Consider the following 21130-nt stretch of genomic DNA (forward strand, 5'->3'; position numbering starts at 1 on the left):
GGCCAGGCCGCAAGCCGTCCCACGCGGCGCCGGATCTGCCGACGCCGCGTGGCCGTGCCGTCAGGCCGCCATGGCGCGCAGATCGCTCTGCACGTCGCCGATCGGCATCACGTTGAACTGCTCCACCAGCACCTGCAGCATCGCCGGGCTGACGAAGGCCGGCAGGCGCGGCCCAATGCGGATGTTCTTCACGCCCAGGTGCAGCAGGGCCAGCAACACGGTCACCGCCTTCTGCTCGAACCAGGACAGCACCAGGTGCAGCGGCAGCTCGTTGACGCCCACCCCGAAGGCCTGCGCCAGCGCGCCCGCCACCTTGATCGCCGAGAAGGCGTCGTTGCACTGTCCCATGTCGAGCAGGCGCGGCAGCGGTCCGATCGTCCCTTCCACCCGTCCGAGCACCCGGTACTTGCCGCAGCCGAGCGTCAGCACCGCCCAGTCCGCCGGCAGCGCCTCGGCCAGATCCGAGTAGTAGCCGCGCCCCGTGGTGGCGGCGTCGCAGCCGCCGATCAGCACGAACTTCTTCAGCGCGCCGCTCTTCACCGCCCCGATCACCGTATCCGCCACGCCGAGCACCGCATGGTGCCCGAACCCCACCATGTGCCGGCCGGTCTCGCGCGCATCGGTGAAGCCGGGCGCCTCCAGCGCCGCCGCGATCAGCGGGCCGAACGCGCCCGCCGGCAGATGGGGGATGCCGGGGAAGCCGACCACGCCGGTGGTGAACAGCCGGTCGGAATAGCTCGCGCGCGGCGGCATCAGGCAGTTGGTGGTCAGCAGGATGGCCCCCGGGAAGGCCGCGAAATCCTTGAGCTGGTCCTGCCATGCGCCGCCGTAGTGGCCAACCAGGTGCGGGTATTTGCGCAATTCCGGATAGCCGTGCGCCGGCAGCATCTCGCCATGGGTATAGACATTGATGCCCATCCCCGCCGTCGCCTCCAGCAGGTCGGCCAGATCGGCGAGGTCATGGCCGGACACCAGGATCGCCTTGCCCTCGCGCCAGCCGATCGTCACCGGGGCCGGCTCCGGCTGGCCGAAGCGGTCGGTATTGGCGCCGTCCAGCAATTCCATCACCTGCAGCCCGGCCTCGCCGCAGCGCAGCGCCATGGCCAGCAGCCCACCCGCGTCGGGGACCGGCCCGGCCAGGAAGGTCAGCGCCTCGCGCACGAAGCCGTCGACCGCGGGCGAGGTCCGCCCGAGCACCCGCGCATGCCGCGCATAGGCCGCCACGCCCTTCACGCCATAGGCCAGCAATTCCTGCAGTCCGGCGACATCCGGGCCGAGGGCCGCGATCCGCCCATCGAGCGAAACCAGATGCCCCGCCGCCACCATCTCCTCGGGGGTGGCGGTGACGGCGACGGGGCTGGCGGCGCCGGCTTCCGCCAGCATCTCCGCGCCCTGGCGGATCAGCGCCACGATCCGCCCCGCGTCGAAGTTGACGTTGGTGACCGTGGTGAACAGCGCGTCCTCGAGGAATGCGTCGGCGGCCGCGCCGCTGCGCGCCACCGCTTTCGTCACCTCGAACAGCAGGTCCTGCAGGGCTGCGATGTCAGGCCGCTTGCCACAGGCACCGGTGGTGTCGCATCCGGTCCCGCCAGCGGTCTGCTCGCATTGGTAGCAGAACATGATGAATCCTCATTTCGTTGGAAAATTTGGAGTACTGAATACCAAATTCCCGGGACGCGGCCTTGACCTGGATCAAGCGACTGCCGCCATGCGAAACTGATCGCACCCGATCCCGGAAGGACCGATCTGCCGGGCAGAACTTTTCCCCGCCTCGCGCGCCTGTGTCTGTACCGGCTCACCCGCACATGAGGAGGAGACGATGCGCATCAGCATTCTCGGCGGCAGCGGCTTTCTGGGGCGCCGGCTCGCGGCACGCCTTGCCGCCGACGGCAGGCTCGGCGGGCGCGCGATCAGCGAGCTGACACTGTTCGACCTGCAGCCACCCGATCCCCCCCCGGCGGCCGGCTTTCCGGTGCAATGCCTCGGCGGCGACATCGCGCAGTTGCCGCCGGCAGCGATCCCGGATGGCACCGATGTGGTGTTCCACCTCGCCGCCGTGGTCAGCGCCCAGGCCGAGGCCGACTACGAGCTGGGCCGGCGCGTGAACCTGCGCGGCACCGATGCGGTGATCGACCGCTGCCGCCGGCTCGCGGCCCCGCCGCGCGTGGTGTTCACCAGCAGCGTCGCCAGCTTCAGCGGCGGCCAGGGCGCGGTGCTGGCCGACGACGCCCGGCAGGTGCCGGCCAACAGCTACGGCGCGCAGAAGGCGGCGGCCGAACTGCTGCTCGCCGATGCCTCCCGCCGCCGCTTCCTCGACGCGGTGATCCTGCGGCTGCCCACGATCATCGTCCGCCCGGGACGACCCAACAAGGCCGCCAGCTCCTTCGTCAGCGCGATCTTGCGCGAGCCGCTGCTCGGACTGCACACCGACCTGCCGGTCGCGCCCGATTTCGCGCTCTGGGTGGCAAGCCCGCGCCGCGCGGTCGAGTGGCTGCTGCATGCGGCGACCATGGACAGCGCGGTGATGGGCATCGACCGCAGCGTGAACCCGCCGGGCATGAGCGTGACGGTGGCGGCGATCCTGCACGCGCTCGACGCGGTGAAGCCGGGCGCCTCGGCCCTGGTGCGCCGCGTGCACGACCCCGCCACCGAGAAGATCGTCGCCACCTGGCCGGCCGCCTTCGAGGCCCTGCGCGCCCGCACGCTCGGCTTCGCGCCGCATGAACCGTTGGTCGAGCTCGTGCGGGCCTTCATCGCCGACGACCTCGACGCCACCCGCCGCGAGCGCGGGCTGGGATGACGGCATGACAAATCGGCAACGTCCCGAGGTGATTACGCGATCTTAAGGCCGATGCACCGAGGATCACGTTGATTCGGAGCAGTGGTCGCGACCTAGAATAGCCGCCACGCCTCGCGGGCTCGCGCCCGCGAGGCGAATTGCGTCCCGAATCAACGACTGAGTGCAGGCCTGTGACGGAATGAACATGTTCCAGGGGACGGGATTGCTGGAGCGCTTCCGCGGGACGGGGGCGGCTTCCGCACGTCCGCGACGCCGCCTGGGGCAATTCGTCGGCACCGTGCTGGCCCGCCAGCGCCACCGCCTCGGTGAATGGGTGCTGCACGTCCCGCACACCCTGCGCGCCCTGGTGCGGGCGGACGAAATCTGGCTGGTGGTGCTGGCCGCGGGCGTCGGCCTCGGCGCCGGCGTCTGCGTCACCGCCATGACCTGGACGACCCAGGCGATGCACCGCGTGCTGTTCGCGCTCGGGCCGCACGAAAGACTGTCCGGCCAGGTCGAGGTGGAAGCCTGGCGGGCGCTGATCGTGCCGACCGTGGGCGGCCTGCTGATGGGGGTGATCGGCCTTGCCCTCGCCCGCTGGTGGCCCCGCCGCGCCATCGACCCGATCGAGGCGAACGCGCTCTATGGCGGGCGCATGTCGCTCAACGACAGCCTGATCCTGGTCGGCCAGACCATGGTTTCCAACGGCTGCGGCGCCTCGGTCGGGCTGGAGGCCGGCTACACCCAGATCGGGTCGGCGCTGGGCTCGCGGCTGGGACGCTCCTTCCGGGTCCGGCGCAGCGACCTGCGCCTGCTGGTGGGCTGCGGCGCCGCCGGGGCGATCGGGGCCGCCTTCAACGCCCCCCTCACCGGCGCCTTCTACGCCTTCGAACTGGTGATCGGGACCTATTCGCTGGCGACCCTCGCCCCGGTGGTGGTCGCCTCGATCTCGGCGGTCTCCGTGGTGCGCGTGCTGATCCCCGAGGATTACGGCTTCGATATCCGCGTGCCCACCGCAATCGAACCCGCCGCCTACCTGCCCATCCTCGCGCTCGGCATGGTCTGCGCCCTGGGCGGGATCGCCATCATGCGCGGCGTCACCCTCACCGAGGAAATCTTCCGCCGCAGTGCCGTCCCCGGCTGGGCCCGCCCGGCCTTCGGCGGCCTGGTCGTCGGCATGCTGGCCCTGGTCACGCCACAGGTGCTGTCCTCGGGGCACGCCGCCCTGCAGGTCGGGCTGGACGCCCCCTACTCGGTACAGCAGATCGCGCTGCTGATCCTGCTGAAATCCATCGCCTCGGCGGTGTCGATCGGATCGGGCTTCCGCGGCGGGCTGTTCTTCGCCTCGCTGTTCCTCGGCGGCCTGCTCGGCAAGCTGTTCGCCGCCTGCCTCGCCATGGTGACGGCAACCCAGGCCGTGCCCTCGATAGTCTGCGCCCTGGTGGGCATGAGCGGCCTCGCCGTGGCCGTGGTGGGCGGCCCGTTGACCATGGCCTTCCTGGTGCTGGAGAGCACCGGCAGCCTGCCCATGACCATCGCCGTGGTGGCGGTCTCGGTGGTCTCCTCGCTCACCGTGCGCCGCACCTTCGGCTACTCCTTCGCCACCTGGCGCTTCCACCTGCGCGGCGAGGCCATCCGCAGCGCCGTCGATATCGGCTGGATGCGCAGCCTGACCGTCGGGCGGATGATGCGGCGCGAGGTACGAACAGTCCGCTCCGACACCCCGCTCGCCGCCTTCCGCCGCGACTTCCCGCTCGGCGCCACCGCCCGCGTCGTCGTGGTGGACGAGGCCAACCGCTACGCCGGCATCGTCGCCCTGGCCGAGGCCCACGCCACCGACTCCAAGGCCGAAACCGTCGCCGAACTGATCCACAACGAAACCGACATCCTGCTGCCGCAGATGACCATCAAGGAAGCGGTGTCGATGTTCGAACAGGCCGAGGCGGACGCGCTCGCGGTGGTCGACGGCAAGGAAACCAAACGCGTGATCGGGCTGCTGACCGAACAACACGCGCTGCGCCGCTACTCGGAAGAACTCGACCGCCGCCGCCGGGAACTGTCCGGCGAATAGCGGGGCGCTGCCCATCGGTCCGCTTCGCGGCCCGATCCGCCAGGAGGCTCCGCCTCCTGGACCTCCGCCAAGGGCCAGAGGCCCTTGGATCCCATTCGCGCTGTGCGGCACAGCACGTGTAGGGCGGATAAGCGTAGCGCAATCCGCCTTCGCAACGCTCCGCTCCTCAGCGGACCCGCACCGCAGCGCGGGCGCTGGTGCCCTCGGCGTCCAGCACGGTGATCCGGTAGAACCCGGGTCCGCCCGGGATCCAGGCCGCTTCACGCCGGGCCGGATCGACCCGCAGCGGCGTGCCGTCCACCAGGAAGGTCAGCGGCCGCCGCCCCCCCATGGCGCGCAGCGTGACCGGGCCATCGGCGCTCAGCACCGCCTCGTTGGGCGGGAACAGCAGGCGCAGCGCATCGGCCTGCGGTGACACCGTGGGGCGCGGCACCACCGGGGGCGGCGGGTCGCGCGGCGCCGGCGGCAGCAGGTCGAACACCCGGCCAAGCAGCGGCACCGCCAGGGATCGTCCGGTGGCCCCCGGCAGGGGCGTGCCGTCCGGGCGCCCGATCCAGACGCCGACGACGTGGCCGCGATCGAAGCCGATCGCCCAGGCGTCACGCCCGCCCCAGGAGGTGCCGGTCTTCCAGGCGATCCCGGCCGGGCCGCCCTCCGGCAAGGGCTGGGTAAGCACGGCGGCGATGGTGGCGGCGGCGCGGGGGGCGAGGAAGGGACGCGGCTCCGGCGGGTCATCGGCCAGCAGCCGCAACCGGGCGGTGCCGCCATCGGTGGCCAGCGCGGCATAGAGCCCGGCGAGGTCGCGCAGGGTGATGCCCACCCCGCCAAGCGCGAGGGGCAGCGCCGGATCGGCGCCGGCCGGCAGGTGCAGGGCGATGCCGGCGGTGCGCAGCGTCGCAGCGAAGCGCAAGGGCCCGACGCGATCGAGCAGGGCCACCGCCGGCAGGTTCAGCGAGCGCCGCAGCGCCTCGGCGGCGGTGAGGGTGCCGGCGAAGCCGTGGTCGAAATTCTCCGGCGCGTAGCTGCCGAAGCGGCGTGGCAGGTCGGCGAGCACCGTGTCGGGGCCCGCGACCCCGTCCTGGAAGGCCATGGCGTAGATGAAGGGCTTCAGCGCCGATCCGGGCGAGCGCACCGCCCGCGTCAGATCGAGCGCCCCACCCCGGCCCTCGCCGCGCCCGTCGCCGCCGCTGGCGAGCGCGCGGATCTCGCGCCGCCGGGCATCGGCGACCAGCAGCGCCAGCGAGGCGCGCTCGGGCAGGAATTGCAGCCGTTCGGCCGCGAGCCGCTCCAGCGCCACTTGCAGCGACAGGTCGAGCGTGGTGGCGACTTGCGGGGCAGCGGGAAGGCGGGCGATGGCTTGGCGGGCGTGGCGCGGCAACGGGGTGCGGGCGCGCGGGATCTCCGCGCCGGCGGCGGCGGGCAGGATGCGGTCGCGCAGCGCGCGGGCACGGTCGGGATGACGGTCCGGGCGCAGCGCCTCCGGGCGACGGGGAATGGCGACCAGCAGTGCTGCCTGCGGCGGGGCCAGCAGGCGCGGACCGGTGCCGAACCAGGCGAGCGACCCGGCCCGCACCCCTTCGAGATTGCCACCCATGGGGGCAAGGGTCAGCCAGATGCCGAGGATCTCCCGCTTGGAAAAATGCGCCTCCAGTTGCAGGGCGCGGGCGATCTCGATGAGCTTGGACCGCAGCGTACGCGGGCGCGGCTCCAGCAGGCGGGCGGCCTGCATGGTCAGGGTAGAGCCGCCGGAGAGGATGCGGCCGGCACGCAGATCCTGCCAGGCGGCGCGGGCAAGCGCGAGCGGATCGACGCCGGGATGCTGCCAGAAGCGGCGATCCTCGGTGGCGATCAGGATGTCGAGCAGGACCGGGGCGACGTCGTCGGGCGTGGTGCGCAGCCGCCAGACGCCGCCCGGCGCGGGCAGGATGGCGAGGCTGCGGCCGTCGCGGTCGAGGATCTCGGTGCCGGGGGAAGCCAGCCGCGCGAGGTTGAGCGGACAGAACCGGTCCAGCAGGACCAGGGCACCGGACAGCACCAGCAGCAATCCGAGGACGATGCCGACGCCTTTGCCATGCCGCCGTAGCCACGACCCGGATCGTCCGGCACGGGAGGGGGGCGTATCTCCCCCCTCACCGGCATAAGCTGCGGGACTCACTCGGGGGCCAGCACCTTGATGCGGCCTTCCGCCTGCCGCGCGAACAGGGTGGGCCGGTACATGTCGGACAGTTCGGCCCCCGGCAGGGCGAAGCTGCCAGGGGTGACGGCGCGCAGGCGCACCGCGGTGCGGAAGGACGCCGCCTCCGCGGTCAGGCCGATCACCGCGGCGAAGCGGTCATCGGCGGCGATCTGCGTCTCGGTCGCCGACAGCTTGCCGAGCCAGGGCATGCCGGGAATGTCCCCTTCGGCGAAGCGCCCGGCGATCTCCCAGCCGGCGGGCAGGCCCTGCACCACCAGGGCGCGGTGGTCCTGGCCATCCTCGGCGCGGCCTTCCAGCAGCAGCACGAACACGGTGTTCTGGCGCAGCTCGTCGAGGTTCAGCGGCGTGCCGTCGAGCGCGAAGAAGCGGCGCTGCACCCGCATCAGGTTGCGCGCGGCCGGCGGCGCCTCGGCAGGGATGCCGGTGGCCGACAGGCTCTGCCAGACGGCGCGGTCGCCGAGATTGCGCGCCGTCGCCGGGCCGGTCAGCGCGGCGGTGACGACGGCGGCCGGTGGCAGGTCGCGCCCGTCCAGGGCGATGCGGGCAAGGCGGCCGTCACGACCGAGCGCGGCCGCGGCGGCAGCGGTCCAGGCCTGTTCCTGGGTGCTGAGATCGCGCGGCTGCAGCTCCGGCCCGGGCAGGCCGGCGACCAGCGCAGCCAGCCGGTCGGGCAACAGCCCGCTTTCCTTCAGCAGCACCGCGATCGCCGCCTGGTCGCGCAGCGCCGTGCCGTAATCGGCGCTCCACCAGCGCCGCCCTGGCGCGTCCAACGCCGCGGCGAAGGCGGCCTCGGCGCGCGGGGTGTCATGGGCGCGGGCCAACGCGGCGCCAAGCTGGGCCTTGGCGAGCGGGGTCGGCAGCCGGTCGATGCCCTCGGCGAGCACACGGGCGGCGCCCGGACGCCCCTGCCCGGCGAAAGCCAGCACGTAGAGCCGGTACGCCTGGGCCGCCAGGGCATCGGGGGTATCGGCGTCCTCCTCGGTGGTGGCGACCAGGGCCTTCAGTCCGTCGGCGAGGGCGGCCTCGGGCACGGCGATGCCGGCGGCGCGGGCACGCAGCAGGAATTCCAGCGCGTAGGGCGTGAGCCAGGGCTCCGCCTCGCCGCTGGCGGTCCACAGCGCGAAGGTGCCGTCGTAGCGCTGGCGGTCGAGCACCGAGGCGACCGCCTGCTGCAGCCGCCCGGCGCGATCGGGACCGGCGAGCGGGCCATCCGGCAGCAGGGTCAGCGGGAAGGCCCGGCTGGTCGCCTGCTCCAGGCAGCCGAACGGGTATTCGGCCAGCGCCTGCACCAGGGCGGCGGCGTCGTAGCGCACCGGCGCGCCGAAGCTGACGCTGGCGCGCGCGGTGCCGGGGATGAAGCGGGCCAGCGCCGGAGCGAGCATCGCCTCGGCGCCCGGGGCCAGTTCGGTGGCGGCGACCACTGCGGCGGGCCCCCGCGCGGGGCGGATGGTCAGGGCGTAGTCATGGGTCACGGCGAAGCCGCCGGGTCCGCTGGCCTGCAGGTGGATCACGCCGCGCCCGGCGCCGGTGGCGCGCAGCACCGTCGCCGGCACCGCCTGCGTGCCGGTGGCCAGCGCCACCGTCAGGCGGTCGGACCCGGCGAGCGCCAGCGGCCCTTCCAGGGTGATGCGCGCCGTGGCTTCCCCGCCCGGCAGGTCGAGATTGTGCAGCAGCACCGGCAGGCGTGCCTCGTCACCGGGGGCGAGGAAGCGCGGCAGCAACGCCTCGGCGACCAGGGGATCGCGGACGATGACATCGGTGCTGGCCGCGCCGATGCGGTTGCCCAGCCAGGACACCGCCATCAGCCTTACCTGTCCGTTGAAGTCGGGCAGATCGAGCGGGATGGCGGCGACGCCGTCCCGGCCCGCCTGCACCGGCGGGGTGAACAGCGTCACCGTGCGGATCGGGATGTCGGGCAGCACGAAGCTGCCTTCGTCGCCGCCCTGGCGCAGCAGCGCGGCCGTCCCTTCCGCCGGGGCGATCAGCCGTCCCCAGTCATCCCGGATGTCCAGGCCGAGCCGGCGCCGGCCGAGGAAATGCGCCGCCGGATCGGGCGAGGCGAAGCGCGTCAGGCGCAGGATGCCCTCGTCCACCGCCGCCAGCGTCACCCAGGCGCCGGGGGCGGTGCGCACCGGCACCACCGTGCGGGCCCGCGGCGGCACCCGCTCCGGGGCCGTGACCGCTACATCGAGCTTGCGGGCGGCCGGATCAACCCCGACCCAGGTCAGGCCGATGGCACGCGCGGGGCGCTTGTCGTCACTGCCGCCACGGAAGACATGGACGGTGACATAGGCACCGGGGCCCCAGGATGCCTCGACCGGCACGTCGACATCGGTGCCGCCCTCCGGCACGGTCAGGGTGCGCAGCGCCAGCACGCGGTCGGTCAGCACCAGCAGCGTCGCCTGCCCGCCGAAGGGCGGGGCAATGTGGATGCGGGTTGATTGCCCGACCGGCACCACCCGGCGATCGGCGGACACGTCCACGCGGTCCGGCACGTCCGGGCTGTCGGTGCCCACCCAGCCGGAACGGAACCGCACCGAAGTGGCGGCCAACCCGCCGGCCTGCAGCAGTTCCAGCCGGTAGCGGCCGAAATCGAGTTTTTTGGCGATGCGCAGCGGCGCGTCGGCGGGGATTTCCACCTCGCGCGTTTCCAGCGGCTCGTCGCGCCAGACCGTCTCGTAGCGGGCGAGGCTGCCGCGCATGACCAGGCGCCAGTCCGGACGTTCCCGCACCAGCCGCAGTTGCGCCTTGAGCGGCAGGCGCGTCCCGTCCGGGGCAACGGCAATCGCTTCGAAGGCGGCCTCGGTGCCGGCATCGACGGCGTCCTCGGCAAACAGCGGGCGGATGCCGATCAGCGGGCCGGTGGGCCGGACCGGGATCTCGACGGCAGCCCGGCTGCCGCGTCCGGCCGGGTCGTTGACGGTGATGTCGATCGCGGCCTTGAGCGGCTGGGTGGTGTCCGGGGCACGCGGCAGCGGCAGCGCCAGCGTGGTGCGGCCCTGCGCATCGGTCTCCGCCAGCTCCAGCTCGCGCGACTCGGGGGCGTAGACCTCGCCGGCGAGGCCGATGCGATAGCCGGCCAGCGCCGGGAACGGCGCGGGATCCACCACCAGCCGCATCGACGCCGAGCCCGAGAGATGCGCGCCCGGCGCGCCGTACAGGAAGCGCGCGGTGACCGGCAGCGTCGCGGTCTGGCCGGGGACCAGGACGGCGGGGGCCGGGCCGGCTTCGACGGCCATGCGATCGGGGATGAAGGCGTCCACCCGGAACTCGGCGCGGCCGATCGGCGGCGCCTTCGGGTCGCCCGCCACCTCCACCGTCCAGGTGCCGGCGGGGGCACCGGCGGAGAGCGTGACCGGCAGGTGCAGCGCGGCATCGGCCTGCCGGGCCGGGGTCGCCTGCAGGAACACCTGGCCGTTGGGGCGCTTGATGGTGACGCGGGCCGGCACCTCGGCCGGCGCGCCGGCGGCATCGCGCAGCAGCGCCATCACCTGCACCGTCTCGCCGGGACGGTAGATGCCGCGATCGAGCCAGACGAAGGCATCGAGCGGTCCGGGCTGGGGCAGCCCGGCCACGCCGCGATCTGAGAGGTCGAAGGCGGCGGTGGTCAGGTCGAGCGCGGCGAAATCCTCGCCGGCGAAGGCATGCAGCACCGCGGGCGCCAGCGGCCCCTCGCCGCGCAGCAGGGCGGCGGCGAAGCGGGCCACCCCGGCGGCATCGGTGGTGGCCTGGGCCAGGATCTCGTTGTTGCGGGCAAGCAGATCGAGCCGCACCCCGGCACGCGGCGCCGCGTCCGCGTAGCCGCGGACCTGCACGGTCAGCCCGTCCGAACCGCGCCAGACCGTCGGCGCGAGGTCGGTGCGCAGGATGGTCTGCACCGCGGCGGCGGCGTTCTCGCTGGTGCCGTCGCCGGGCGTGGCGACCAGGACATAGAGGCCGGGGCCGCCGCTGCGCAGCGCCTCCGGGAAGGGCAGCGCGGTGCGGATGGTGCGGTTCGGTTCCCAGCGCGGGATCTCGGCGCTGCCTTCCCACAGCACGCGCCCGGCATTGGCCTCGACCCAGTTGGCGGTCCAGGGCTCGATCGCCTCGCCGAGCCGGTTGTCGCGCAGCAATGCCGGGATGTTGCGCTCGGTCAGCCGCAGCAGCTTCAGCGACACCGCCGAGAGATTGACGCTGGTGAGCGTGACCGCCGGCGCCTGGCCGCGCGGCAGCACGAACAGGCGGGAGTCGAAGGCCAGGCGCGGGCGGCGGTTGGGCATGCCCACCGCGAGCGTGGTGTCGGCCTTCAGCGCCAGTCCCTGTTCGCCCGGCAGGCCGGCGCGCAGGGTGACGCGGGTGGTGCTGCCCGCCGGCAGGCCGGAGATACAGATCTGGTCGCCCTCCCGCGTGACCGCGGCGCCGGGCACGGGCGGGTCGAGCTTCACCCAGTCCTGCGCCACCAGCTCGGCGCGGCGCGCCGGGGCGACGGTGAACTCGATGCAGGCGCGCGGCGGTTCGGATTCGGCCTCGGTGCGGACGCGGCGAACCTGCAGCCCGGCGGCGCGGCGCGCGTCGGCAAGCTGGCGCTTATAGCCGGCATCGTCGGGCGCGCGTTCCACCACCGCCTCCAGCGCGAGCGCGGCCTGGGCGGGACGGTCGAGCGCGCGCAGGGCATCGGCGATCAGCAGCAGCGGAGGAATTTCCGGCGCGCCGGCATTGGCGCGGGCGAAGGCCTGCCATGCGGCGAACAGGGCCTTCTGCGGGTCAGGCGGGGTTTTGCGGAGCTGTGCGGCGGCAAGATCGAGGAAATGCTGCACCGTGGCGTTGCCAAGGGCGACGCGCTGCTCGAGCGCGGTGACGGCGGCGGCAAGGTCCTTCTTCTGCAACGCCGTGGCGGCCTGCTGCTCGGCGGTGCGACGGGCCTGCGGCGTGCCACCGGCGGGGAAGCGATCAAGCAGGGTCCGGGCCCAGGCATCGCTGTCGCGGGAGAGGCCGGGAAGCTGGAATGGCTCGGCCCAGGCAGGCGCGGTGCCGAGCACGGCGAGCGTGAGCAACAGGACCGCGAGCAGGCGGCGCAGCATGGCAGGGCTCCCCAGGCGGATATCGGCGAAATGAATGATAGCAGCGCGCCGGGGCACGCGGGAGACATTGATTGAACGCCCCGGATCAGGGTCGATGATCAAATATTTCTTCTAGATCGCAATATATTCTACCACATCCATACAAATATAACGTTATGATAAAGTAAAAATTATCGGAATGGCGCCGGGATCCCATGCCTGCCGGCACTTCACCACCGGGGCCGAGTTGCCAAGGCGAGGCTGATCTGGGATCACAGCCGCAGGCCCCGGCACCGAGGACACGGCATGATCGTATCGCTTCCCGTTCCCCCCTCGCCGATCGCCCGCGGCGTGAGACGCAGCCGATTCCCCTTGGGCCGCGCGGCCTTTCCTTCAAGGCAGGTCCTGGCCATGGCATTGTCCTGATGCGACCGCTCAACCCCGCCCCCAACGCCGCCTGGGCCGCCGTGCTGTCGTTTTTCGTGCCGGGACTCGGGCAGGTGTACGCGCAGCGCTATCGTGCCGCCCTCGGCTTCGCGCTCGCGTCGATCGCCAATGCCACGGCCTTCGTCGCGGTCACCGGCGCGACCTTGCTCTCGCCGGCGGTGCTCGCGGCCACGCTCGGCATGGTACTGTTCACGATCGCGCTGAACGGTGCCGCCGCCCTGCATGCCTGGCACGCGGTGCGGCACGGCCATGACTGGGTGCGCCCCGGATGGCGCCGCTCCACCTGGACCTGGGGCGTAGTGCTGGTCGCCATCAGCCTTGGCTTCGAGATCCTGCCGGAAGATCTCGGCTGGAGCGCCTTCACGGTGCCCTCGTCGTCGATGCTGCCGACGCTGCAGGTCGGCGACCGCTTCATCGCCGATGGCAGCGAGGCGGCGCGCGCGGCGTTGCAGCCGGGCGACGTCATCGTCTTCCGCCTGCCGCGCGATCCCAGCGTCGATTATGTCAAGCGCCTCGTCGCCCTGCCCGGCCAGACGGTGCAGATGCAGCACGGCCGTCTGATGATCGACGGACGCGAGGTGCCGCAGGAGGATCTCGGCGCCGCTGCCCCCGGCACCTATCGCCGGCGCCTGACGCTGCCGGACGGACACAGCTACGTGGTGCTGAAAACCGAAGCCGGCAGCGTGCTCGACGACACCCCGGCCACCACGCTCGGGCCGGACGAGCTGTTCGTCATGGGAGACAATCTCGATGACAGCCTCGACAGCCGCGTGCCCTCGGCGGTGGGGCTGGTGCCGCGGGAGCTGGTGATCGGCCGCGCCGCCGTCATCTTCTGGTCCAGGGATGCCGGGCGTATCGGGCAGGCAATCCGCTGAGCACGTGGTCGTCAACACATGGTCGTCACGGGGCCCGACCATTGCAGACGACACGAGGCCGCAGTTGCGGCGGCAACGGCGCATGCTTATGCTGCGGCCGCTGCGATGCGTCCGACACATGTGTGATCTTCGCCAGACGCGAGTCGGATCCGCCCTGCAGCACGCGCAGCCCCGAAGGGGGCGCTCGTGTCGTCAACCAGGCCTTTCAGGACGGGGACGTACGATGCAATACGTGAACTATCTCCGCGAGCAGGCCACCCAGTTCCGCGACCGCGCCGTCCAGGAACCGGAAGCAGACGAAGCGACACTCCGCGAGCTGAAGGAGTTGGCCGAAACCTGCGAAGAAGTCGCGGCCGAGTGGGAAGCCAAGCACCCCGCCGGTTGATCCCGGCCGGCTCCGGGGCGCATGCGCCATGCCGCATCGCTTCGGTGCCGGCACAAAAAGCGACCAGGGGGGAAACACAGCGATGAGCATGGTTTCGGGCGGGTGCCTGTGTGGCCGGATCCGCTACACGGCGACGGCAGCGCCGGCCTTCACCGGCATCTGCCATTGCCGTGATTGCCAGCGCGCCACCGGCTCCGCCTTCGGCACGGTCGTCGCCTTTCCCCGTGAAGCGGTCACCATCCTCGGTGATCTGCGGCACTATCAGGGGGCGGGCGATTCGGGACGTTCGATCACGCGTGGCTTCTGCCCGAATTGCGGATCAAGCCTGACCGTGGAAGTGACGACCACGCCCGAGCTGCTGCTGCTGGCAGCCGGCACGCTTGATGATCCCGCCGTGGTGCACCCGACCGCCGAGATCTTCTGCGACAGCGCTCAGCCCTGGGTGCAGTTGCGGGGCGAGCGCCGCCGCTTTCCGCGTCAGGCCACCAGACGCTGACGAACGGTCCCGGCTGGGCCTCAGGATTTCCTGGGCCTCAGGATTTCGTCCGCGGGTCATGGGTATGATGCAGATCCCGTTCCCCGCCGCCGCCGGAGTGCCGGCTGTTGCGACTGTTGGTGGGTGATCCGGGTTCCGCCGCGCCGGCATGCGTGCCGCCGCCCTTGTGGCCGGTTTCCTGCCGGTTCCTGCCCGGATGGTCCCGATCCTGGTGACTGCTGCCGGGACCGCCGAAACGCCCGCTTTCCCCCCTGCTCCGGATCATGATCAGCGGTCCTGCTGATGACCCTGATGGGTCGTGTTCTGCTTGATATTGCCCTGGCGGCCCTGTTCCGCGGTGTTCGGGTCCCGCGGCGGCCGCACCTCTCCGCCATGGCGCTGGGCGGGGGATGCACCGGTCGCCTTGTCACTGCGCTGGTCCGGGGGCACCGGAGGCAGATGTGCGGTCATGCCGGTTCTCCTTTGGCGATTGTCGTACACAACGACCCTCGCCACCGGCCGGTTGCGCGCCGCGTTGCGCCGGTCAGCCGAGTTCCTGCTCGAAACCGGCAAGGAACGTGGCAATGACCTGCGTCCGCTGCGCGGCCATGCGCGCGCCGGTGCCGGTCTGGAAACCATCCGCAAGCCGCAGCAGCTTGGCGCGGAAATGGTCGAGCGCGTAATGCGCATCGTCCAGTTGCCGCCGCTCCGCCCGGATGTCCCAGGGATCGTACAGCGCCGAGCCCAGTCGGCCACCGGTGTAGAAGCAACGGGCGATGCCAATATGGCCGATCGCATCCAGCCGGTCGGCATCCTGCAGCACGCGGGCCTCGAGCGAAGCCGGCGCGATGCCGGCCGAGAAGCTGTGCGCGGCGATGGCGTGCGCCACTGCCTCGATCCGCTCCGCCGGCCAGCCGAGGTCCCCCAGGATGTCCCGTGCCCGGTCGGCAGCCAGGCGCGATGCCTGCGCGCGCAAAGGCGAGGATTTTTCCACCGCCACGCAATCATGCAGCAGCACCGCCGCGGCAAGCACGTCTCCGGCGCCGCCTTCCACGGCGGCGATCGCCTGGGCGTTGCGCCAGACCCGCAGCAGATGGGCCAGGTCGTGGGCGCCGTCGTCGCCGGCATCGAGCCGGGGCAGCAACCGTGCGGCCAGGGCCACATGGGGCGTGAAAGCGTCGGGGCTCATGCGGGCCGCCGTGAACCCGCTCGCCACATCCGCCGGCACGGGTCCGCACGACCGGCGCCGCTTCGAACAGAGTGACCCGTGACGGTCGATGGCATGATCATGTGATCCTTCATTCACCTTCGCTGTGCGTTGCGTTTGCCCGGGCGCGATGCCGCCGACAAGGCCGTCTGCGCGCATAACTGGCGATGACCACCGGCCATATAAAACCCACAGGTGCCCGAAGGGTGATGCAAATCTGGTCACGGGCGATCCGGATTCGATACCGGACGGGAAAGAAGATTTACGGCCCGCGCGGCAATCGCCCATACTGACGCGACGAAGACGGCCGCCCCAACGCCTTCCCAGCGGAGAAATGTGCCGTGCTACAAGGAAAAGTTCTGGTGGCCCAGGGCGGTGGTCCGACCGCGGTCATCAATCAGTCGCTCGTCGGCGTGGTGCTGGAGGCGCGGAAATTCCGCAATGTCAGCCTGGTCTACGGGGCGCTGCATGGCGTGCGTGGCATCATCGACGAGGACTTCGTCGATCTGACCCAGGAAACCACGCATAATCTGGAAATGGTCGGCGAGACGCCCTCCTCCGCGCTCGGCTCGACGCGGGACAAGCCGGATCTGAAATATTGCCAGGAGATCTTCAGGGTCCTGAAGGCGCACCAGATCCGTTATTTCTTCTATATCGGCGGCAATGATTCCTCCGACACGATCCGCATCGTCGCCGAGGAAGCGCAGAAGGCCAATCACCCGATCCGCTGCGTGCACATCCCGAAGACGATCGACAACGACGTGATGCTGAACGACCACACGCCCGGCTTTCCGTCCGCCGCGCGCTTCGTCACGCAGGCCTTCCTTGGCGCCAACCTGGATAACCGTTCGCTGCCGGGCGTCTATATCGGCGTGGTCATGGGCCGCCATGCCGGGTTCCTGACCGCCGCCGCGGCGCTCGGCAAGAAGTTCCCTGACGACGGCCCGCACATGATCTACCTGCCGGAACGCACCTTCCGGCTCGACGCCTTCCTGACCGACGTGAAACGCGCGATCGAAACCTACGGCCGCTGCGTGGTCGCGGTGTCCGAGGGCATCCACGACGATTCCGGCACCCCGATCGCGCTGCAGCTCGCCCGGCAGATCGAGCGCGACGCGCATGGCAATGTCCAGCTCTCCGGCAGCGGCGCCCTGGCCGGGCTGCTGTGCGACCAGGTCAAGGACAGGCTTGGCATCAGCCGCGTCCGCGCCGACACGCTCGGCTACCTGCAGCGTTCCTTCATCGGCTGCGTCTCCGATGTCGACCAGCGCGAGGCGCGCGAAGCCGGCGAGAAGGCGGTGCAGTATGCCATGTGGGGCGAGACCAACGGTTCGGTGACGATCGAGCGGACCGGGTATTATTCGGTGGATTACCGGCTGGTGCCGCTGGAAGCGGTGGCCGGCAAGACCCGCACCATGCCTGATGAATTCATCGCCGCCAGCGGCACCGACGTGACCGACGCCTATCGGCTCTATCTTCGTCCGCTGCTCGGCAAGTCGATGCCGGACGCCTACCGCCTGCGGCAGAACAGGGTCGCGAAGATCCTGAAGTAAAAGCGGCCGGCCGGCCGGCTTCCGGGCCGGCCAGCGGTCCTACCAGGGGGGGGACCCCGCGGTTTCCTCGACCGGCCGCACCGCCCCTTCCTCGTGTACGGCCGCGCTGCGGCGCCGGACCTCCTGGCGGAGATGGGCGATGAAATCGAGCGTCGCCGGCGCAAGCGTGGCGCCGGCCCGGTGCACCACCCCGAGCGAACGGCACAGCACCGGGTCGATCAGCCGCCGCCAGACCAGTCCGGATTCCGCCATCAGCGGCACGGTCAGTCCGGGCAGCGCGGTAATGCCAAGGCGCGCGTTCACCAGCGCCCGGGCCGTCGCCAGGAAACTGCACTCGAACAAGGGGGCGACCGGCAACCGGGCCTGGAGAAAGGCCGCATCGGTGCTGGCACGCACGCTCGATCCCTTCGACATGGCAATGAAAGACCGGTTGCCGAAGATACTCCAGGGCACCGCGCCCCCTTCAGCCAGGGGATCGTCCTTGCGGCAGACCAGCCCGAACTCGTCGGTCAGCAACGGATGGTAGACAAGCTGGCGATCGGGGCTGGGCTGCGCCGTCAGTCCGATCTCGGCCAGCCCGTCCGCCACCGAATCATGCACCTGTCCCGAATGCGCATCGAGGATCTGGAAATCCACATCGGGACGGGTCTCGCGGAAATGCGCGATGGTGCCGGGCAACAGCACCGCCGCCATGGACGGCAGGGTCGCGATCACCACGCGGCCACGCTGACCGGTGACGAAGCGCGACAGCTCGCTGAAGCTGCTTTCGAACTCGCGGACGATGCGCAGGGCGATCGGCCGGAGTTCCTGCCCGGCCGGGGTGAGCGTGACGTTGCGGGTATCGCGGTCCAGCAGACGTGCCCCGAGCGTTTCTTCCATCAACCTGATGGTGCGACTCAAAGCCGGTTGTGAAACCGCGAGCTGCGTGGCGGCTTCGCTGAAACTGAGCGTCTCGGCCACGCGCAGGAAGGCGGCGAGTTGTTGTGGGGTTATATTGATGCGCATTTTTTATGAGTTTGGCAAATTTCGCACTTTCACGCAATAATTGGCGGCATCTTCAGACCTCCCTGCCGCGCAGCGCTTTTGGGGTGCAGGGGCCTTGTGGCCCCTGCCGGGTCAAGGGCGGAGCCCTTGCCTTTCTTCCCCTTTATCTCTCGACCGCCAGCGCCACGCCCATGCCGCCGCCGATGCACAGCGTGGCCAGGCCCTTCTTCGCGTCGTGCTTCCGCATCTCGTGCAGCAGCGTCACCAGCACGCGGGCGCCGGAGGCCCCGATCGGATGGCCGATGGCGATGGCGCCGCCATTGACGTTCACCCGGGCGGTATCCCAGCCCAGATCCTTGTTCACGGCGCAGGCCTGGGCGGCGAAGGCTTCGTTGGCCTCGATCAGGTCGAGGTCACCCGGGGTCCAGCCGGCCCGCGCGAGTGCCTTGCGGGTGGCCGGGATCGGGCCGGTGCCCATCACCGCCGGATCGACCCCGGCGGTGGCGAAGGCGGCGATGCGCGCCAGCGGCGCCAGCCCGCGCCGGGACGCCTCGGCCGCAGAGGTCACCACCAGCACCGCCGCGCCGTCATTGATGCCGCTGGCATTGCCGGCAGTGACGGTGCCGTCCTTGCTGAAGGCCGGGCGCAGCTTCGCCATGCTCTCGGCCGAGGCGTCGTGGCGGATATACTCGTCCTGCTCCACCAGCACCTCGCCCTTGCGGCCCTTGACGGTAACCGGGGCGATCTCGTCGCGGAACCTGCCGGCCTTCTGCGCGGCGGCGGCCTTCTGCTGGCTGGCCAGGGCGAAGGCGTCCTGCTCCTCGCGGCTGATCCCGTAGGCGCGGGCCACGTTCTCGGCGGTGACGCCCATGTGGTAGCCATTGAAGGCGTCCCACAGCCCGTCCCGGATCATGGTGTCGACCATGGCGAGGTCGCCCATCTTCTGTCCCGCGCGCAGCCAGGCCGCGTGGGTGGACTGGCTCATGCTCTCCTGTCCGCCGGCCAGCACGATCGCGCTCTCGCCGGTGCGGACCTGCTGGGCGGCCAGCGCCACGGCGCGCAGCCCCGAGCCGCAGACCTGGTTGATGCCGAAGGCGGTCTTGCCATCGGGGATGCCGGCGAGCCGGGCGGCTTGGCGGGCGGGGTTCTGCCCCTGGGCGGCGGTCAGCACCTGGCCGAGGATCACCTCGTCCACGTCGCCGGCTTCGATGCCGGCCCGGGCGATCGCCGCCTGGATCGCCACGGCGCCGAGCGCGTGTGCCGGCAAGGTGCCAAGGCCCCCGTTGAAGCTGCCGACAGGCGTCCGTACCGCCGCGACGATGACGATGTCATGGGTCATCCGATGCACTCCTGTTCCTGCCACCAACCGTGCCGCTCAGGCTTCGCCGAACTGCATCACCGGCACATGATCCGGGATCAGCAACCGCGCCTCGGTGGCTTCCTGCAGCGCATCGCGGCTGACACCGGGCGCGATCTCGCGCACCAGCAGGCCGTCGTCGGTGGGTTCGATGACGGCAAGCTCCGTCACCAGCAGGTCCACGCGCCGCAGCGACGTGATCGGCAGGGAGCACCGGCGCACCACCTTGGGCGCCCCCTTGGCGGTGTGGGTCATGGCGACGATGACCCGCTTCGCGCCGGAGACGAGGTCCATGGCCCCGCCCATGCCGGGGACGATCTTGCCGGGCACCATCCAGTTGGCCAGCCGCCCCAGCTCGTCCACCTGCAAGCCACCGAGCACGGTCACCGAGAGATGCCCGCCCCGGATCAGCCCGAAGGAGAAACAACTGTCGAAGGCACAGGCGCCGGGATAGGCCCCCATCAGGTTGCCGCCGGCATCGGTCATGAAGCCGGTCTCGAGCCCGGCACGCGGCGGCGGTGCCATGCCGATCAGCCCGTGCTCGGCCTGGAAGAACACCTGCACGCCCGGCGGGATGTGGTTGGCCACCAGCGAGGGCATGCCGATGCCGAGATTGACCAGGTCGCCCGGCCGCAATTCCTGCGCCACCCGGCGGGTGATCAGCGTCTTCTCATGCATGGCCCACGTTCCCCCCGGTGATGACATCGACCAGCGGATGCGGCGTGACCACGTGATCGGGGGGAATGACGCCCACCGGCACGATGTCATGCGCCTCCGCGATCACGGTATCGGCCGCCATGGCCATCACCGGATTGAAGTTGCGCCCGGTCAGCTCGTATTCGAGATTGCCGAGGTAATCGGCACGATAGGCGGCGATCAGCGCGAAATCGGCGCGCAGCGGCAATTCCAGCAGGAAGCTGCGGCCATCGATCTCGATGGTGCGCTTGCCTTCGGCGACCGCGGTGCCGAGCCCGGTCGCGGTCAGCACGCCGCCGAGCCCGTGCCCGCCCGCACGGATGCGCTCGGCGAAGCTGCCCTGCGGCGTCAGCTCCACCTCGATCTCGCCGGCGATCATCTTTTTCTGGGTCTCCGGATTGGTGCCGATATGCGTGGCGTGCAGCCGGCGCACGGCCCCCGCATCGATCAGCCGGCCAAGACCAAAGCCCGGACGGGCGGTGTCGTTGGCGATCAGCGTCAGGTCCTTGCGGCCCTGGCGGACGAGTTCGGCGATCAGCCGGTGCGGCGTGCCGCCGCCCATGAAGCCGCCGACCATGACCGAGGCACCGTCGGAAATCATCTCGACCGCTTCGGTGATATTCCTGGCCTTGTTCACGTGTATCTCCTCCGGCGGGCAACTGCGCCGCCGGGACTGCGCGGGGACGCGGCCGGCCCATGCCAGGGGGCAGCCGCGTGCAGGCGGGTGGGAAAAGCGGAAGCCGGCTCAGCCGGCGAGGCTGTCGGGGATATCCATGTCGAGCAGCGCCGAGGCCAGGCACTTGCCGTGCGCATCGAGCGCCAGGGACCGCGTGACCCCGCCCCCGAGCGCCTGCTCCATCACGAAATTCAGCGCGCCCAGGCTTGGGATTTCGTAACGGACCACCTTGCCGCGCACCACCCCGGCGAAGTGCGCGCGCACCCGCTCGGCGGTGACAAAGGCGGCAAGCGCGGCATAGTGCTTCGGATCGAAGGCGATGAGCGAGATGTTGGAAATGTCGCCCTTGTCGCCGGTGCGCGAATGCGCGATGTCGCGAAGCTTCATGG

16 protein-coding genes are annotated in these 21130 nt (G+C 71.0%); 6 read left to right on the top strand and 10 right to left on the bottom strand.

Annotated features, from left to right (window positions below; genetic code table 11):
- Positions 1–60 precede the first annotated feature (60 nt).
- Positions 61–1620: a hydroxylamine reductase gene (gene hcp, locus NBY65_RS02220; RefSeq protein ID WP_150044510.1), complete on the bottom strand. Its 1560-nt coding sequence runs from the start codon at positions 1618–1620 to the stop codon at positions 61–63.
- A gap of 199 nt (positions 1621–1819) precedes the next feature.
- On the opposite strand from hcp, the gene denD reads away from it, so the two are divergent.
- Both denD and NBY65_RS02230 read left to right on the top strand, forming a co-directional pair.
- Positions 1820–2800 carry a D-erythronate dehydrogenase gene (gene denD, locus NBY65_RS02225; RefSeq protein WP_150044508.1) on the top strand — a complete coding sequence of 327 codons (981 nt, stop codon included), beginning with the start codon at positions 1820–1822 and terminating at the stop codon, positions 2798–2800.
- A 184-nt stretch (positions 2801–2984) separates the two neighbouring features.
- Positions 2985–4850, top strand: a complete 1866-nt coding sequence (locus tag NBY65_RS02230; protein ID WP_150044506.1) for a chloride channel protein — start codon at positions 2985–2987, stop codon at positions 4848–4850.
- A 166-nt stretch (positions 4851–5016) separates the two neighbouring features.
- Here NBY65_RS02230 and pbpC read toward each other — a convergent pair whose 3' ends face one another.
- Entirely contained in the window at positions 5017–7005 is a 1989-nt protein-coding gene (gene pbpC, locus NBY65_RS02235; protein ID WP_150044504.1) for a penicillin-binding protein 1C, read from the bottom strand.
- Entirely contained in the window at positions 7002–12107 is a 5106-nt protein-coding gene (locus tag NBY65_RS02240; RefSeq protein WP_150044502.1) for an MG2 domain-containing protein, read from the bottom strand. Before NBY65_RS02240 ends, pbpC begins: the two co-directional genes overlap by 4 nt.
- Before the next feature lie 404 nt (positions 12108–12511).
- On the opposite strand from NBY65_RS02240, the gene lepB reads away from it, so the two are divergent.
- From lepB to NBY65_RS02255, 3 genes are all read left to right on the top strand, one after another.
- The gene (gene lepB, locus NBY65_RS02245) at positions 12512–13408 is read left to right on the top strand and encodes a signal peptidase I (RefSeq protein ID WP_162530829.1); all 897 of its coding nucleotides are present in this window, start codon (positions 12512–12514) and stop codon (positions 13406–13408) included.
- A gap of 223 nt (positions 13409–13631) precedes the next feature.
- Positions 13632–13793 (top strand): hypothetical protein, encoded by a 162-nt coding sequence (locus NBY65_RS02250; RefSeq protein ID WP_250265621.1) that lies wholly within the window; start codon positions 13632–13634, stop codon positions 13791–13793.
- Between the two features lie 82 nt (positions 13794–13875).
- Positions 13876–14289 carry a GFA family protein gene (locus NBY65_RS02255; RefSeq protein WP_150044498.1) on the top strand — a complete coding sequence of 138 codons (414 nt, stop codon included), beginning with the start codon at positions 13876–13878 and terminating at the stop codon, positions 14287–14289.
- A 267-nt stretch (positions 14290–14556) separates the two neighbouring features.
- Here NBY65_RS02255 and NBY65_RS02260 read toward each other — a convergent pair whose 3' ends face one another.
- Both NBY65_RS02260 and NBY65_RS02265 read right to left on the bottom strand, forming a co-directional pair.
- A complete protein-coding gene (locus NBY65_RS02260) occupies positions 14557–14739 on the bottom strand; it encodes a hypothetical protein (RefSeq protein ID WP_150044494.1) in 183 nt (60 codons plus the stop codon).
- A gap of 73 nt (positions 14740–14812) precedes the next feature.
- On the bottom strand, positions 14813–15457 hold the full coding sequence (locus tag NBY65_RS02265; RefSeq protein WP_150044493.1) for an HD domain-containing protein: 645 nt from the start codon (positions 15455–15457) through the stop codon (positions 14813–14815).
- A gap of 359 nt (positions 15458–15816) precedes the next feature.
- On the opposite strand from NBY65_RS02265, the gene NBY65_RS02270 reads away from it, so the two are divergent.
- Entirely contained in the window at positions 15817–17028 is a 1212-nt protein-coding gene (locus NBY65_RS02270; protein ID WP_150044491.1) for a 6-phosphofructokinase, read from the top strand.
- Between the two features lie 39 nt (positions 17029–17067).
- Here the strand turns inward: NBY65_RS02270 and NBY65_RS02275 are convergent, their stop codons facing one another.
- The 5 genes from NBY65_RS02275 to NBY65_RS02295 form a co-directional block, all read right to left on the bottom strand.
- Positions 17068–18033: a LysR family transcriptional regulator gene (locus tag NBY65_RS02275; protein WP_150044489.1), complete on the bottom strand. Its 966-nt coding sequence runs from the start codon at positions 18031–18033 to the stop codon at positions 17068–17070.
- Positions 18034–18175: 142 nt separating this feature from the next.
- The gene (locus NBY65_RS02280; protein ID WP_150044487.1) at positions 18176–19351 is read right to left on the bottom strand and encodes an acetyl-CoA C-acetyltransferase; all 1176 of its coding nucleotides are present in this window, start codon (positions 19349–19351) and stop codon (positions 18176–18178) included.
- A 36-nt stretch (positions 19352–19387) separates the two neighbouring features.
- Positions 19388–20047, bottom strand: coding sequence for a 3-oxoacid CoA-transferase subunit B (locus tag NBY65_RS02285; protein WP_150044485.1), 660 nt, complete (start codon positions 20045–20047; stop codon positions 19388–19390).
- Positions 20040–20702, bottom strand: coding sequence for a CoA transferase subunit A (locus NBY65_RS02290; RefSeq protein ID WP_150044483.1), 663 nt, complete (start codon positions 20700–20702; stop codon positions 20040–20042). Before NBY65_RS02290 ends, NBY65_RS02285 begins: the two co-directional genes overlap by 8 nt.
- Positions 20703–20810: 108 nt before the next feature.
- Complete coding sequence (locus tag NBY65_RS02295; protein WP_150044481.1) at positions 20811–21128, bottom strand: AtuA-related protein; 318 nt, start codon at positions 21126–21128, stop codon at positions 20811–20813.
- Between the last annotated feature and the right edge of the window lie 2 nt (positions 21129–21130).

It is taken from the genome of Rhodovastum atsumiense (assembly GCF_937425535.1).
Taxonomy (GTDB): domain Bacteria; phylum Pseudomonadota; class Alphaproteobacteria; order Acetobacterales; family Acetobacteraceae; genus Rhodovastum; species Rhodovastum atsumiense.